The sequence below is a fragment of the Pseudomonas sp. NPDC087358 genome, from assembly GCF_044900785.1.
GTDB lineage: Bacteria > Pseudomonadota > Gammaproteobacteria > Pseudomonadales > Pseudomonadaceae > Aquipseudomonas.
Genome location: NZ_JBJDOA010000001.1, coordinates 225,407 through 240,006, shown reverse-complemented (window position 1 = coordinate 240,006; position 14,600 = coordinate 225,407). Strand labels below are relative to the sequence as shown.

Sequence of the window (14,600 nt, the reverse complement as noted above, 5' to 3'; positions counted from 1 at the left end):
TGCCAGAAAAGATTTTTTCTGAAAGCTCCTCGGGCGTACTTTTAATTCCACGGCCAAGACGGTCAAGACTTGAAACGAAGCATCAACACCGAGGAACACCCCATGAACTTCAATATCTTCTCCATCATCGCCGCGTCTGCCATCTCCGCCACCGTTGCATTGCCAGCCAGTGCCAGTGTCGAAGCCACAGACAAAAAAGTCACTTCGACCCAGAGCTACACCCCCAAGTATCTGCAACAAAGCGCCAACTTCTATGCTGCTCTGGATCACAAGACTCAGTAATGAATAGAACTCGATGTGAATCCATTCCCCGGTAACGAAGCACACAATACCGGGGAATGGATTTGTAAGACCCAAACTTGAATGTAACGCTGTCGTTGCTCGCTATAGAAAGAACGCTTTCGCGAGCAAATTCGCCTCAAACAGGCTGGTACGACCCACTGACCATTGCGTGTCAGACCAGGTACCAGATGCAGGCGAGCTTGCTCGCGAAAGCGTTGGATTCCCTCCCTTTGATCCCCGTCTGCTGAATAAGCGATGGGGATTTTTTTATGCCTGATATTTACCGCCAGGTAAAAAACTATCGGGCCGATTGACCCGCTAAATAATCAACCGAACTGATCTTTTGAATCGCTGCGCATCGTTTTTAAATAATGGTGGCTTCGAGCATTCTGGGCGCCTGAAACAAAGACACCCCGGAGCTACTGACATGGCCACTGCCATTCTTCATTCACTTAAACAAGGCGCTTATACCGCCATCGCTTTGTATGTTGTTTTCATTGCAGTGGTCACCGTTGCCAGCATGAATCCACAACTTACCGCACCGGCTTCGGTGTCTACCCAGTCGTCGCTCGTCGAACTTGATCGTGCTGCTGTCAACACGAAGGGGCGTGTGTCGTGAAAGGGTCGAATTTCTGGGTAATCGTGTTTTTCGCATTGATCAACAATGGCTGCTCGTTGCTGGGGCAGGGCGAGGGCTCGGTGGGCGGCGTGGCACGCAGCATGGAATTCAAGACCGAGGTCGCCGAAGCCATCGAAATGCAACGGGCGCAAAAGCTCAATGCCGGCAACCCGCCGCCGCGCCACGGTGAACTGTTTTCGACGATTTTCGAGTGGACGACAGTTTGACGGGTGGGCACGGCCTCTGTAGGAGTGAGCTTGCTCGCGATAGCGGTCAACCAGCAATATGGGCGGTGAGTGTCAGACTGGATCGCGAGCAAGCCCACTCCTACAGTGCTTTGTGCTTGGTTTGTTACTTGTGCATCACCTGCTTGAACAACGCCGACTGCAAAAACCGTTGCAGCCACCCCTGCAACTTCGGGTAGGGGCTTTGCCAGAACCAGTCCGGGTCGACGAAACAGAACTGGCGCACGAAAGGCGCCAGGGCGATGTCGGCCAGCGTGAGGTGATCGGTAATCAAAAACTCTCGCTCGTTGAGCAACCCTTCCAGCTGGCTTAAAAACACCTCACCGCGCCCCCGATACACCTGCTGGCTGAATTCTGGATAGCGCACCGCATATTTGTAGCGATCCAGGTCAGTCTTGAAGCTGCTGTCGTTTTGCCCAATCAGCTGGGCGATCTGCTGTTGCGCATCGGCGTCACCGGACATCGACCAGTCCCCCGGATCGTTCTGTGCCAGCGCCCAGCGCATGATGTCCAGGCTTTGCTCCAGCACCTGATCGTCCAGCACCAGCACCGGTACCGTGCCTTTGGGCGAGCGTTCGAGCATTTGCGGCGGTTTGGCCTTGAGGCTGACCTCGACCAATTCAACCTCGACCCCGGAATAGGCCACGGCCATGCGCGCCCGCATGGCGTAGGGGCAACGGCGAAACGAGTAGAGCAGGGCGGCCATCAGCTGACCTCCACGGTGCTCAGGCCATTGCCCTGGCGACGGACCTGGATCTGCACCGGAATCCGTTCGTGCATTTCCTGCACATGAGAAATCACCCCGACCTTGCGACCCTGGGCCTGCAAGCCATCCAGCGCATCCATGGCCAGTTGCAGCGATTCAGGGTCCAGGCTGCCGAAACCTTCGTCGATGAACAGCGATTCGATCTTCAACGTGCTCGACGCCATCGAGGCCAGGCCCAGCGCCAGTGCCAGCGACACCAGGAAGGTTTCGCCACCGGACAGGGAATGCACTGAGCGCAGTTCGTCGCCCATCTCCGTATCCATGACCAACAAGCCAAGCATGCTGCCGCCGCGCTTGAGGCGATAGCGCCGCACCAGCTGCTTGAGCTGCGCGTTGGCGTGGTGCACCAGCAGATCGAGGTTGTAGGCCTGGGCGATCTTGCGGAAGGTGTCACCGGTCGCCGATCCAACCAGCGCGTTGATCCGGCCCCAGCGCTGGTATTGCGAATATGCCGCGGCTATCCGCTCCTGCAATTCGCTGCTGGCGTTGCGCCGGCGGTCGTCCTCGCTCACTTGCGCGCGCAGGTCGGCGCAGGATTGCTCATGACCAGCGGACAGGCTCTGTGCTTCGGACAGCGCCGAAAGCAACTGTTGCGCATCACTGGTATCACTGTGCTGTGCCTGATGCTGTTGCAGTTGGGCATCGCGCTCCTGCACCAGCACGTTGCCCTGCTCCAGGGCTTTCTCGTTTTGCTGCAGGCGCTGGCGCAGCGGGTTGACGCTGTCGTCGCTCAAGCCGAGCAGGGTGTCGAGCGCGGCATCGTCCAGCTCGCTGTGCTGGCTGCGCCATTGACCGATCAGTCGATCCAGTTCCGCCAGTTCCTGCTCCAGCCCTTGCAGGCGCAGGCGTTCAGCTTCCAGCTCAGCGGTAAGTTTGATCAGCTCGCTGCGCGCTTGCTGCAACTGTTCAGCGGTCGCGGCCTGCGCCTGGCGCGCCTGTTCCACGGCCTGTTCCAGATGATCCTGCCAAGCCTCGGCGCTGGCGTGCTGGCCCAGGATTTCGCCCAGGCGCTGCTCGACAGTGGCCTGCTGTTGCTGGCTGCTTTCAAGGCGCTGCTGCAGCTTTTGCTGCTCTTGCTGACGGCCTTGTTGCGCCATCTGCTCGCGCTCGATTTTCTGCGCGCGCTCGCTGTGCTCCTGCTGCTCGTCCTTTTGTTGATCGAGCTGCTGGAGGCGCAGCGCAATGTCGTTGTCCAGTTGCATGAAGCTTTCGGTGGCCGATTCGCGCCACCGCGACTGGCTCTCGGCGGGCATCAGCGGTTCGAATTCCTGCAGGGACGTTTCGAAAGCCTGATTATCCAGCGAGATGTTGCGCTGCTGCTCATCGAGCAGCTTCATCGCCTGCTGGCTGGCCTCACGTGCATCCTGCACCTGTTGTTGCAGGGATTCGGCGTCGCGCTGCACTTTAAGCAGGCGTGTCTGGCGCTGTTCGGCGGTGACAATGTCCTGCGCCAGTTGGTGCAGGCGTTCGCTCAGCCAGTCGCTGCGCAGGTGTTCGGGTTGCTCCAGCAGACGCGGGTACAGCGCGTGGGCTTCGAGCTCCGGGGTCAGCGTCTGCAAGAGCTCGCCGAGCTGATCCTGTTGTGGCCTGGACTGCTTGAGCTGATTGTTCAGCTCGGTGACTTCGCTGCGCAGTTCGGCGAGTTTTTCGCTGAGCTGACTGACCTTCAGCCGCGCAGCGGTTTCTTCGCCGTCGTCATGACCGGTCAGCGCCTGGAGCAGCGCGTCGGGCTGATGATAGGGGTGCTCTTCGCTGCCGCACACCGGGCACGGCTGTTGATCGAGCAGTTGCCCGCGCAGTTGCTCGACGCTGGCGCTGCGGGCCAGGCGCTGACGTTGCAGCAGCTCGACGGTGACTTTCAACGCCTGATCCGCCGCTTGGTGTTCACCCTTGAGTTGCAGGCCCAGGGCGATGCTCTGCGCTCGGCGTTCGGTGGCCTGTTGCTGCTGTGTCTGCACCTGTTGCAGGCGGCTGGCGAGGTCCTGATGACGCTGCCACAGGCGCTCCAGCGCGTCGCTGGCGCTGTGCTGCTGGCGGTTTTCCTGCAGCGACTGGCCCAGACGTTCGATTTCCTGGCTGATCGCGTCGGCCTTGACCTGGGCCTGGTCGTACAGTGCCTGCAAGGCGCTGCGACGTTCGCTCAACGCCTGCTCGGCGCGGATCGATGCCTGTTCAAGGGCGGGCAGTTCTTCACGGCCTTTGTTCAGACGTGAGCTGAGCAATACGATCTGTTGCAGACGCGGTCGGTAGGCGTCCCACGACTGGCTGAGCGAACCCAGCGCGGCGCTATTGTGCAGCTGTTCGGTGATTGCCTGCAGGCGCGTTTCGACCTGACGCTGCTGCTCGGTCAATTGATCGAGCACGGCCTGTCCAGCGTGACTGGCCTGATCTGCGATTCGCGCCTGTTCGCTGACCTGCTGCAACTCCTGATTCAGGTGGTTGAGCTCAAGCTGTTGTTCCACCGCCTGGCGCAGAACCGGTGCAGCGCTCTGCTGTTGTGCCTGCGCCTGTTGCAGGGTGCTTTGCGCAGCAGCGAGGCGGGTGTCCAGATCGCTGACCCGTGTCTGGGTCTGGGTCTGTTGCGCGGTGTGTTGCTCAATTTTTGCCGCCAAAGGCGTGAGTTGCGCATCCAGTTTCTGCCGCTGGCCGAACAGATGCCGCTGCGGTGCCAGGCGCTCCAGCTGGCCGAGTTGCTGGCGGTCACCGGCGTGCTGCTCCCAGGTCTGTTGCGCACTGGCGAGCTGCTCGCTGGCGGCCTGATGGCTGTCACGCAAGCGGTTCAGTTCATTGAGCCACTGTTGCTTGAGCTCCAGCTGGCGCAGTTGCGCCTGATGCAGCTTCAACTGTTGCTGGGCGTCGCTGAAGCGTTGTTCCAGTTCGGCGCGTTGTTCCGGTTCCAGCGGCGTCAGATTGCCCGCCTGGGCATTGAGAGCCTTGAGCGCGTCTTCGGCTTCCTTGCTCTTGCTGTAGGCGCGGCGTCCGAGCTGGCTGTAGATAGCCGTATCGGTGAGCTTTTCCAGCAGTTCGCTGCGCTCTCTGTCATCAGCCTTGAGGAAGGCGCTGAACTCGCTCTGCGCCAGCATCACCGCACGGGTGAACTGCTCGAAATTCAGGCCCAGGCGCGCTTCGAGCAACGTTTTGTATTCGGTCTTGTTCTGGCTGCTGAGGATTTGCTCGCTGTCCAGATCGATCAGGGTCTGGCGGCTGGCCTGCAGTTTTTTCGTGGCGTTATCGCGGGCGCGGTTGGTTTCCCAGCGGGCGCGATAACGACGCTTGTCGATGCCGACGAAATCCACCTCGGCATAACCGCTGCCCGTGCCGCGACGCAGCAGGTTGCGCGGATCGTTGGTGCTGATGTCGCCGTCGATCTCCGGCACCCGGGACTGACCGACGTTGTTGAGCCGCGGGATTGCCCCGAACAGCGCCAGGCACAGCGCGTCGAGCAGGGTGCTCTTGCCGGCGCCGGTGGGGCCGGTAATGGCGAACAGGCCGGCGCTGGCCAGCGGCTCGGCGGTGAAGTCCAGTTCAAAGGGGCCCGCCAGCGAAGCAAGGTTCTTCAGGCGAATGGCGAGAATCTTCATGGCTGTTCGCTCTCCAGTTGCACGTCCTGCAGCAGCGTGGCGAAGTCCTGCAGGGTTTGCTCATCGACCTCGCTGCCGTAGCTGTCGAGCCAGGCGCGGCTGAACAGTTCCTGCGGGCTGAGTTGATCCAGTTCGATCAGGGTCTGACTGTCGTCGTCATCGCGCCCGCCCTTGCCGGCGTACTCGGCGGCGATACGCACCAGACGCACGGCCTTGTTTTCCAGTGCAGCTTCGATCTGGTTGCGCAGGTCTGGCTGCGGTTCGTCCAGGCGCACCCGCACTTCCAGCCAGGGCTGGCGATCGACGTCGGCCAGCAGGTCGATCTCCGGCATGTCCTTGAGCTGCAGCAACAGTTCGGCCAGCGGTGCAGGGCCGACCCGTTGCAGGTTGACTGCGCGCGGAATCAGCAACGGCGTGACGCTGGTCAGCTTGTCGCCCTCGCAGTCGATTTCGAGGATCTGGTGCTGGTAGCCGATTTCTGAAAATGACAGCGGAATCGGCGAGCCGCTATAGCGGATACGCTCTTCGCCATTCACGCGTTGGGGCTTGTGCAGATGGCCCAGGGCAACATAAGTGATGGTCTCGCCGAACAGGCTGGCCGGCAGCGCTTCGGCATTGCCGATGATCAGGCTGCGCTCGGAGTCTTGCGACACCGAACCGCCGGCCATGTGCGCGTGACTGATGGCGATCAGCGCCTGGCCTTTCTTGCGTTTCTGATTGGCGGCTGCGATCAGCATTTCGTGGACCTGCCCGATGCCGCGCAGGTAGCTGTCGCCCAATGTCGGCCCGGTGACCTCGGCAGGGCGCAGGAACGGCAGCGCCAGGCACCAGCCAAGCACCTTGCCCTTGGCGTTGGTCAGCGGCAACAACAGGCGCTCGACATCGAGCACGCCGTCGTCGAGCCACAGCACGCGGCCCAGCGCGTGGGTACGCAGGCGCCGCATCAACGGCGCAGGCAGTTCGATGCGCGAACCGGAGTCATGGTTGCCGGCGATCATGACGATGGTCAGCTGCGGGTTTTGCTCATGGGCGCTGACGATGAAGTCGTAAAGGCGCTCTTGCGCCCGGACCGGCGGGTTGACCGTGTCAAAGATGTCGCCGGCGATCAGCAGCACGTCGGGCTTGCGTTCGGCCAGACGGGCCAGCAGCCAGGTCAGGAAGCCGGCGTGTTCGAAGTCCCGCTCCTGGCCATGGAGGTTTTGGCCCAGGTGCCAGTCGGAGGTGTGAAACAGACGCATGGGGGTACCTTGTGTGGGATAGACGCAATGTCGCGTCCTCTACCGGACAGTGTGTAGGTCACATCATTTCGGATAAAGCGGCGGCAGGCTGTCCGCGTTGTTCGGGTCCAGCGGCTTTTCCACCGCAGGCAGTGCCTTGACTGCCCGCCAGAGTTCCTCACCCAGCCATAGCTTGCCGGTTTCGCTGTACAGCGCGCCGTTCAAGCCGTCCAGTGCATCGGACAGCGGCACGAAGCGGGCAGCCATGTCGGCCAGCGTTTCCGGTTGCTGACGAGCCCAGGCGTCCAGTGCCTGACGGGTGGCCTGCGGGTCGTTGGCATGGCTTGCGCGTTTGAGGTCATCGAGCACCGTACGCGGGCTGGGACCGGCCTGGGCGACGCGGGTCAGGGCTGGCTGCCAGCGCGCGCGCCACCACAGACCGAACCCCAGCAAGGTGGTGAAGCTGAGCAGCACGGTGCTCAGTTGCCACGGCCACACTGGCGGGCCGATCACGCTCACGCCGCTGTTATCGCTGACCGGCATGTCCACCGCCAACGCCGGATTGGTGCTGACCTGCAATGTGCGAGCGGGCAGGGCGCTGTGCTCCAGATGATCTTCCAGGGTGTTCCACCACACCAGGTCCACGGCCGGAATATCGATGGCGCCGGGGCGATTGGGCACCAGCGCCTCACGCTCCTCACGGGTGCCCACCAGCCCGCGTTCGCTGGGTTGATTGGTCAGTTGTGGCTGGTCGGGGTAACGGCGCAGGGCGCTGACCTCGGTGGCCGGCAAGGGCGGCAGCTGGGCGCTGGACAAGCCCTCGGCCTTGATCACCAGGGTGCGCGTCAGCGAGTCGCCGATCTGGCTGTGGGCGGGATCAGGGCTCCAGTTTTCGCTCAGGCTGATGCTGTGCGCCGGCAGCCACGGGGTGTTGGCCGGGTAGTGTTCGGGTTGCGGCTTGACCTTCAGTGGCAACGGATCGGAGGTGACCCGCATCAGCTTGCCCGGCTTGGGGCTGGTGGCCACGGCCGGTTGGCTGGTGGCAGCCGCCTGACTGGCTTCAGGGATGTCCTGGACCATCGTCGCGCTGAACTCCTGCGCCGGAATCGTCATGTCGCCGCTGTGTTGTGGATAAAGCGCATAGCGCATTTCGATCACGCCATGGCGAATGCCGTTGATCTGCTTCTCGTAGGTGCGGGTGTCGCCCAGCTTCTCGATGCGAGCATCGGGCACTTGCAGCGGTGTCAGGCTGCTGTCGTCAAACAGTGACACCGAGTGGTAGATCCGCACCGTCAGCACCGCCTGGGCCTGCACGTAGACGCTGTCCTGATCCAGGCTCGCCTCCATGAACACCGGCGCCAGTTTCTGCTCCTGGGATTGCGCTGAGGGTTCGACCTCGACCACTTGCAGGGCGATGGGCTGGCTGACCAGCTCGCCCAGTTTCAGCGGCGGGATGTCGATCGAGCCACTGTGGCGCGGCATCAGGGTAATCAGCCAGCGGGTGGTGGCGTGAACATTGCCCTCAAGGGTGGTCAGGCTATTGAGCTGACGGGTGTCGCGCACTTCGAAGTCGGCGTCCAGCGCACTCATGTCGGGCTTGCCGAACAGCGTCGCGTCGTCGGATTCCAGGGTCAGCTCGACGGTCTCGCCGGTGTTCACCCGCGTGCGGTCGACGCTGGCCTGCAAGGTTGCAGCGGGCGTGTCGGCCTGCGCCACCACGGCAAGCAGGCACAACAACCAGGCGATTACCAGCGTAGGCAGACGGATCATCGTTTTTCCTGATGTTGCTGTTGTTCATACCAGAATTTGCGTCGCAACAGCTCGCCGGGTTCGTCCGGAATCTGCCGCAACCACTGTTCGAGCGCCTGGCGTTGCTCACCGTCGATGTGACTGTCGGCAGGGCGACTGGGCGCGCGTGTCGGTTGTTCGTCATCGGGCGACGAGCCATTGGCCTGGGCAGTCGCGCCGGAGATTTCCTGCGGGCTCGCCGGGCCGGCCGGCTGTTCATTCTGACCGACGCTTTTCGCATTCTGCTGTTGTTGCCCGGCGCTGTCAGCCTGGGGGTTGCCGGCCTGGCTTTTGTCTTCACTGCGGCCTTCGCTGGCGTCTTCGGCCGCGGCCTGTCTGTTCTGCTCCAGCATCTGTTCGACCAGCGTCTTGTTTGCTGCTGCTGCAGGAAACTCTGGCTGACGCTCCAGGGCCTGCTCGTAGGCGTCGACCGCGGCTTCCAGTTCGCCGCTTTTGGCCAGCGCATTACCGCGATTGTAGTGATCGACGGCGGTGTTGCCCTGGGCGAAACGCTGAGCGGCGCCGGCATAGTCACCGGCCTGATAAAGCGCAACGCCTTGCCACTGCACGTTTTCGAAGTGCCGGGCGGCCTCTGCCGGTCGATGCCGTTCGAGCAGGTGCTGGCCTTGCTGATCGGGGCGGCGCCACAGGTTCTGGAAAAAATCGGACTGGGCCTGGGCCGCATAGCTGGGCTGCGGAATCAGCATCAGCAGCGGCAGGCACAGCACCCAGCCGCGTCGCCCGGCGCAGGCGGCCAGCAACAGCAGTGGCAGCAACAGCCAGTATCCCTGATCGGCCCAGCTGTCGAGCTGCACGGTCTGCCCCAGACTGCGCATCTGTTTCGGGCCGTCGAGCAGGCCGAGGTCGCGCAGGTCATCATCCGCCAGCCCCAATTGGGCGTAATGCCCAGCAAGCCCTTCGGCGAAATCCTTGAGACTGGGGCCGTCCAGACGCGGCACCAGAATCCCGCCTTGAGCATCCTTGAGAAAACCGCCCTTTTCCTGCGCCACCGGGGCGCCTTCGGCGGTGCCGACGCCCAGCAGCAACAGTTGCGGCCCATGGCCGGTCATCGCCTGACGCATGCCCTCGCGCTCGGAGTCGTTCAAGGAGGAGCCGATCCATAGCAAGCGTCCCTGGCCCAGATCGCCCTGTTTGAGCAGATCGAGCGCCTTGAGCAGCGCCAGATCGGCACGCTGCCCGGCTTCGGGCATGATCGATGGCTTGATGGCGTCCAGCAGGTTCTTGCTGGTGCCGAGGTCATCGGACAGCGGCACCAGCGTATGGGCGCTGCCGGCGTAGACAATGATCGCGGTCTGCGAATCGCTGCGCGCCTGCAACAGGTCGAGCAGTTTACGCCGGGCCTGTTCCAGACGCGACGGCGGGCTGTCGGCAGCGAGCATTTCCGGGGTCAGCTCCAGCAGCACCACCAGTGGGTCGGCGGGTTTCTGGCTGGTCTGTTCGACGCGCTGCCAACTCGGCCCGAGCAAGGCCAGCAGCGCCAGCAACCAGCCAAACCCCAGGGCAATCCACGGCAGTTTGCTTTCGCGTCCGCTGCCGCCGCTGAGCAACACGGCATGGAAGGCGCTGGGCAAGATCATCTGCCAGCGGCCCACGCGCTTTTGTCGGTTCCACAGGCGCCAGAGCAACCAGCCAAGCAAGGGTAGAAGCAGCAGCCACCAGGGGCGCAGCCAGTGCGGCCAGAGCGCAATCATCGGCGGCTCCGCAAACGCTTGAAGCGCTGACGCCATTGCGGCCGATGCAAACCCGGCTGGCGCGCCAGGAACCGGTACAGCGGGTTGTGCGGCCAGCGCTCATGGACGACCAGCACCAGGCTCAGCAGCAGGGCCAAAGCCAGCGGCCAGTGGTAGAGCGCAAGCGCCGGGCGGGCCTGCGTCGGTTGTTGGGTCACCGGCTCCAGGGTGTCCAGGGCCTTGCCGATTTTGGCCAGCTCGGCGCCATCACGGGCGCGGAAATACTGCCCGCCAGTGATCTCGGCGATCTCGCGCAGGGCAGGCTCGTCCAGATCCAGGCTCGGGTTCAGGCCCAGAATGCTGGTGGCGCCCTTGTCCGGGTCGGCACCGATGCCGATCGGGTAGATCTTCACCCCTTCGCCAGCGGCCAGCCGTGCGGCGGTCGCCGGGTCGATCTGCCCGGCGTTGTTGGCGCCATCGGTGACCAGCACCAGGACCCGGCTCTGCGCCGGACGCAGCCGCAAGCGCTTGAGCGCAAGGCCGATGGCGTCGCCGATGGCGGTATTTTTTCCAGCGATGCCGATCCGCGCTTCATCCAGCCAGACGCGCACGGTCTTGCGATCGAAAGTCAGGGGCGCCTGCAGGTAGGCCTGGCTGCCAAAGAGAATAAGGCCAACGCGATCGCCCTGACGGTGTTCCAGGAAGTCGCCGAGCAGCAGCTTGACCAGCGCCAGTCGGCTGACTTCATCGCTCTGCCAGATCATGTCCGGATAATCCATCGACCCCGACACGTCCACCGCCACCAGAAGATCGCGGCCACTGGCGGCCACTGGCAAGGGTTCGCCCAGCCATTGCGGGCGCGCGGCGGCCACCAGCAGCAACAACCACAGGATGACGAAGGGCAGCTGCCGACGCCAGCCGGGCAGATGCGCCCGGGCACGACGCCCGGCCAGGCCCTCCAGCTCATTGAGGAAGCTGACCTTGAGCGCTGCTTCGCCGCTGTCGGCCACCGGCAGCACGAAACGCAGCACCCAGGGCAGTGGCAACAGCACGAAGACCCACGGCCAGGCGAACTCAAACATGTTTGCGGATCCAGGTCTCGACCGATTGGGTCAAGCCATTGATGGCCTTGTCGTCGAGCTTGCATTCGGGCTTGTAGGCGCCTTCGACGAGGATCATCCAGCGGGTCAGGCCCGCCGCCGGGCAGCGGTTATCGAGAAAGGCCAGCCATTTGCGGCCGTTGAGTGTGTGGCTCTGGCTGTACGGATAATGGTTGCGACACAGGCGTTTGAGCAGGCCGTTGATCTGTTGCAGCCAGGCGCCGGCCGGAGCGCCATCGTAGGGTTTGGGCAACTGAGCCAGCTCCACCAGGGCGGCCTGGCGGAGGGGGTCGAGTGGCTGCTCGGCATTTTTGTCTGCGGCTTTTTTCGGCAGCAGCACGCGGGCGCGCCAGAGGCCATAGCCAAGCGCCGCAAGCAACGGCGGCAGCAGCCACCAGCCGGGCGCCGGCGGCCAGAAGCCTACCGGCTCCGGGGCTATCAGCGGCTGCAGCTGATCGAGCAGACTCATTTGTGTTTTACCGGTCGCTGGGCGTTCAGGTAATCGCGCAGTTGCTCGACCATTTCGCGTTGGGTGCTCAGGGGGATCAACAGCACGCGCAGTTTTTTCGCCAGTAACTCCCAGCGTGCCTCGCGGGCCTGGCCCTGAGCACGATAGGTCTGGCGCAGGTCGGGGTTCAGGGTGTCGAGTTCCAGCTGCCCGCCCTGGTCGGCGAAGCGCAGCAGCCCGGCCGCGGGCAACGCACGATCGAGCGGATCGGACAGCGGCATCAGCAGCAGGTCGCAATGGCGCGAGAGCAGGGCCAGTTGCTGCTCGGCGGTGTCGGAGAGCGCGCGCTCGTCGCACAGGATGAACACCAGGCTTCCTGGGCGCAGGACTTCGCGCGCCCGCCGCAGGGCCACGCCAAAGGTGTCGCGGTCGGCCGCGGCCTCAGTGTGCAGCGACTGGTTGACGCGCACCAGCCGGTTGAGCAATTGCAACAGGCTCTGCTTGCTGCGCCGGGGCTTGATTTCGTAATGCTCGTTGTCGCCGAACACCAGGCCGCCGACCCGGTCGTTGTGACCCAGGGCTGCCCAGCCGATCAGCGCGGCGGCCTGCGCGGCCAGTACCGACTTGAACATCAGGCCCGAGCCGAAGAACAGTCGGCGGCTTTGCTCGACCATGAGGAAAATCGGTCGCTCGCGTTCTTCATGAAACAGCTTGGTGTGCGGTTCCTGGGTGCGCGCGGTGACCCGCCAGTCGATGGTGCGCACGTCGTCGCCGGCCTGATAGACCCGCACCTGGTCGAAATCCACACCGCGACCGCGCAACTTGGAGTGGTGCAGGCCGATCAGCGGACTGCGCTGACTGGGCGAGGAAAACAGCTGCACTTCGCGAACGCGATGGCGCATCTCGATCAGCTCGGCAAGGCTGATGCGAATGCCCGGTTGGGAGATCAGGTAGGGTTGCATCGGGTCAGGCGACGGCAACGACGTCAAGAATGCGCTGAATCACGCGGTCCTGATCAATGCCTGCAGCCTCGGCCTCGAACGACAGGATGATGCGGTGACGCAACACATCGAACACCATCGCCTGGATGTCTTCGGGGCTGACGAAGTCGCGACCGGCCAGCCAGGCATGGGCGCGGGCGCATCGGTCCAACGAAATCGAGCCCCTGGGGCTTGCGCCATAACCGATCCATTCGGCCAGCTCGGCGTCGAACTTGGCAGGCGTGCGGGTCGCCATGACCAGCTGCACCAGGTATTCCTCCACGGCATCGGCCATGTACAGCCCGAGGATCTCCTTGCGCGCGGCGAAGATCGCCTGCTGGGTCACGCGCCGTTCGGGTTTGGTTTCGCCGTTGAGCGCTTCACCCCGCGCCTGCTGCAGGATCTTGCGTTCGACGCTGGCGTCCGGAAAGCCGATTTTCACGTGCATCAGAAAGCGGTCCAGTTGAGCCTCGGGCAGGGGATAGGTGCCTTCCTGCTCGATCGGGTTCTGCGTCGCCATTACCAGAAACAGCGGCGACAGATCGTAGGTGCTGCGGCCCACGCTGACCTGGCGCTCGGCCATGGCTTCGAGCAAAGCCGACTGCACCTTGGCAGGCGCCCGGTTGATTTCGTCGGCCAGCACCAGGTTGTGGAAGATCGGACCCTGCTGGAACACGAAGCTGCCGGTTTCCGGACGATAGATCTCGGTACCGGTAATGTCGGCGGGCAGCAGGTCGGGGGTGAACTGAATGCGATGGAATTGCGCTTCGATGCCTTCGGCCAGCTCCTTGATGGCTTTGGTCTTGGCCAGGCCCGGTGCCCCTTCGACGAGCATATGACCGTCGGCAAGCAGCGCGATCAACAGGCGTTCGACCAGTTTCTCCTGCCCGAGAATCTGGGTGGAGAGAAAGGTTCGCAGCGCGATCAACGCTTCACGATGTTCCATCGATGACGGTTCCTGGCAGGAGAGGCAGCAGTGCCACAGGTGGCACCGAAGCTGGGGGCGTTACTTTAATCCATCCCGGGGTGTGGCGACTAACTGGCCAAGGGGTTTTTTCAGCATTTGGCGCGGTTGACGGGGCGAAAATCAGAATTGTCTGACAAGTTGCGGGGTTTCCCACTGTTCAACGCGGTTCAGCTGGGCTTATGACTGCCGATTGAGCGCAAGCGCGGTTGGCCTGGACGGCTTGATGGCTGTCCTGGCCGATGATCGGGGTGCCTGAGCATGCGTCAGGTTTGGCCTCAACTGACCTCGCTGACGTAGGTCCCTACACCCCGCAGGATCAGCCGCAGCGTTGCATCCAGATCTCGCAGTTCGTCGGCCGAGGTGTTGTGGGTAATTTCGAAAGTGGTCTCATCGCCGAACGGCTTGGCATCAGCGGCGTCGATCTCGACCACCAGACGGGTTGCCGTGAGCGTCACCATCAGGTGGCTGTCGACGTGGATGGTGTCGTCACGGAAGGTGATGTCGACCTCATCCTCATCCGGGAAGCGCGCCAACAGGAACAGGTCGCTGTTGCTGGCATGGCAGCAAGCCAGCGCCATGTCATCTTCTTCCTCGTCGCAAGGGTTGTGGATGAAGCTGTCGGTGGTCATCAGCATGGCGGTATTCCTGTGGCTCGGGTTCGGGGGCTGGGAGGGATTTTGCCAGTCCTGAAGAAAATTTACCTGTTTGCCGGGTTGAGTGGGTTCGGGATTCTCACTTTGATGACCTTCGGGCATCAAAACAACAATTGCAGGCCATCTCCCACCCCTCTGAAACATTGTGTAGCGACCCGATGTCCGAATATGTCGCAGCATCGCAAGCAGGTGCGTGGCCGCTGTCGTTAAGCTGCGTAGCAGATGAACGGACGTGTAGCCGAGCCTGCCTGGGCAGACGCTCA

At 62.8% G+C, this 14,600-nt stretch carries 13 protein-coding genes; 3 read left to right on the top strand and 10 right to left on the bottom strand.

The annotated features are described in order from the left end of the window. The first annotated feature begins 102 nt into the window (after nucleotides 1-102). From ACI2KS_RS01045 to ACI2KS_RS01035, 3 genes are all read left to right on the top strand, one after another. Nucleotides 103-282: a hypothetical protein gene (locus ACI2KS_RS01045; protein WP_404616547.1), complete on the top strand. Its 180-nt coding sequence runs from the start codon at nucleotides 103-105 to the stop codon at nucleotides 280-282. A 427-nt stretch (nucleotides 283-709) separates the two neighbouring features. Then, nucleotides 710-901, top strand: coding sequence for a hypothetical protein (locus ACI2KS_RS01040; protein WP_404616546.1), 192 nt, complete (start codon nucleotides 710-712; stop codon nucleotides 899-901). Then, nucleotides 898-1,128 carry a hypothetical protein gene (locus tag ACI2KS_RS01035; RefSeq protein ID WP_404616545.1) on the top strand — a complete coding sequence of 77 codons (231 nt, stop codon included), beginning with the start codon at nucleotides 898-900 and terminating at the stop codon, nucleotides 1,126-1,128. The genes ACI2KS_RS01040 and ACI2KS_RS01035 overlap by 4 nt, the downstream gene beginning before the upstream one ends. Nucleotides 1,129-1,252: 124 nt before the next feature. Here the strand turns inward: ACI2KS_RS01035 and ACI2KS_RS01030 are convergent, their stop codons facing one another. The 10 genes from ACI2KS_RS01030 to ACI2KS_RS00985 form a co-directional block, all read right to left on the bottom strand. Further along, the gene (locus tag ACI2KS_RS01030) at nucleotides 1,253-1,852 is read right to left on the bottom strand and encodes a glutathione S-transferase (RefSeq protein WP_404616544.1); all 600 of its coding nucleotides are present in this window, start codon (nucleotides 1,850-1,852) and stop codon (nucleotides 1,253-1,255) included. Further along, complete coding sequence (locus ACI2KS_RS01025; protein WP_404616543.1) at nucleotides 1,852-5,493, bottom strand: AAA family ATPase; 3,642 nt, start codon at nucleotides 5,491-5,493, stop codon at nucleotides 1,852-1,854. Before ACI2KS_RS01025 ends, ACI2KS_RS01030 begins: the two co-directional genes overlap by 1 nt. After that, the gene (locus tag ACI2KS_RS01020) at nucleotides 5,490-6,731 is read right to left on the bottom strand and encodes an exonuclease SbcCD subunit D C-terminal domain-containing protein (RefSeq protein WP_404616542.1); all 1,242 of its coding nucleotides are present in this window, start codon (nucleotides 6,729-6,731) and stop codon (nucleotides 5,490-5,492) included. Before ACI2KS_RS01020 ends, ACI2KS_RS01025 begins: the two co-directional genes overlap by 4 nt. Nucleotides 6,732-6,794: 63 nt before the next feature. Next, nucleotides 6,795-8,480, bottom strand: a complete 1,686-nt coding sequence (locus tag ACI2KS_RS01015; RefSeq protein ID WP_404616541.1) for a BatD family protein — start codon at nucleotides 8,478-8,480, stop codon at nucleotides 6,795-6,797. After that, a complete protein-coding gene (locus ACI2KS_RS01010) occupies nucleotides 8,477-10,210 on the bottom strand; it encodes a VWA domain-containing protein (protein WP_404616540.1) in 1,734 nt (577 codons plus the stop codon). Before ACI2KS_RS01010 ends, ACI2KS_RS01015 begins: the two co-directional genes overlap by 4 nt. Further along, nucleotides 10,207-11,271, bottom strand: a complete 1,065-nt coding sequence (locus ACI2KS_RS01005; RefSeq protein ID WP_404616539.1) for a vWA domain-containing protein — start codon at nucleotides 11,269-11,271, stop codon at nucleotides 10,207-10,209. Before ACI2KS_RS01005 ends, ACI2KS_RS01010 begins: the two co-directional genes overlap by 4 nt. Next, nucleotides 11,264-11,758: a DUF4381 domain-containing protein gene (locus ACI2KS_RS01000; RefSeq protein WP_404616538.1), complete on the bottom strand. Its 495-nt coding sequence runs from the start codon at nucleotides 11,756-11,758 to the stop codon at nucleotides 11,264-11,266. Before ACI2KS_RS01000 ends, ACI2KS_RS01005 begins: the two co-directional genes overlap by 8 nt. Further along, complete coding sequence (locus tag ACI2KS_RS00995; protein WP_404616537.1) at nucleotides 11,755-12,699, bottom strand: DUF58 domain-containing protein; 945 nt, start codon at nucleotides 12,697-12,699, stop codon at nucleotides 11,755-11,757. Before ACI2KS_RS00995 ends, ACI2KS_RS01000 begins: the two co-directional genes overlap by 4 nt. Nucleotides 12,700-12,703: 4 nt before the next feature. After that, nucleotides 12,704-13,663, bottom strand: coding sequence for an AAA family ATPase (locus ACI2KS_RS00990; RefSeq protein ID WP_404616536.1), 960 nt, complete (start codon nucleotides 13,661-13,663; stop codon nucleotides 12,704-12,706). Between the two features lie 296 nt (nucleotides 13,664-13,959). Further along, nucleotides 13,960-14,319 carry a hypothetical protein gene (locus tag ACI2KS_RS00985; RefSeq protein WP_404616535.1) on the bottom strand — a complete coding sequence of 120 codons (360 nt, stop codon included), beginning with the start codon at nucleotides 14,317-14,319 and terminating at the stop codon, nucleotides 13,960-13,962. Between the last annotated feature and the right edge of the window lie 281 nt (nucleotides 14,320-14,600).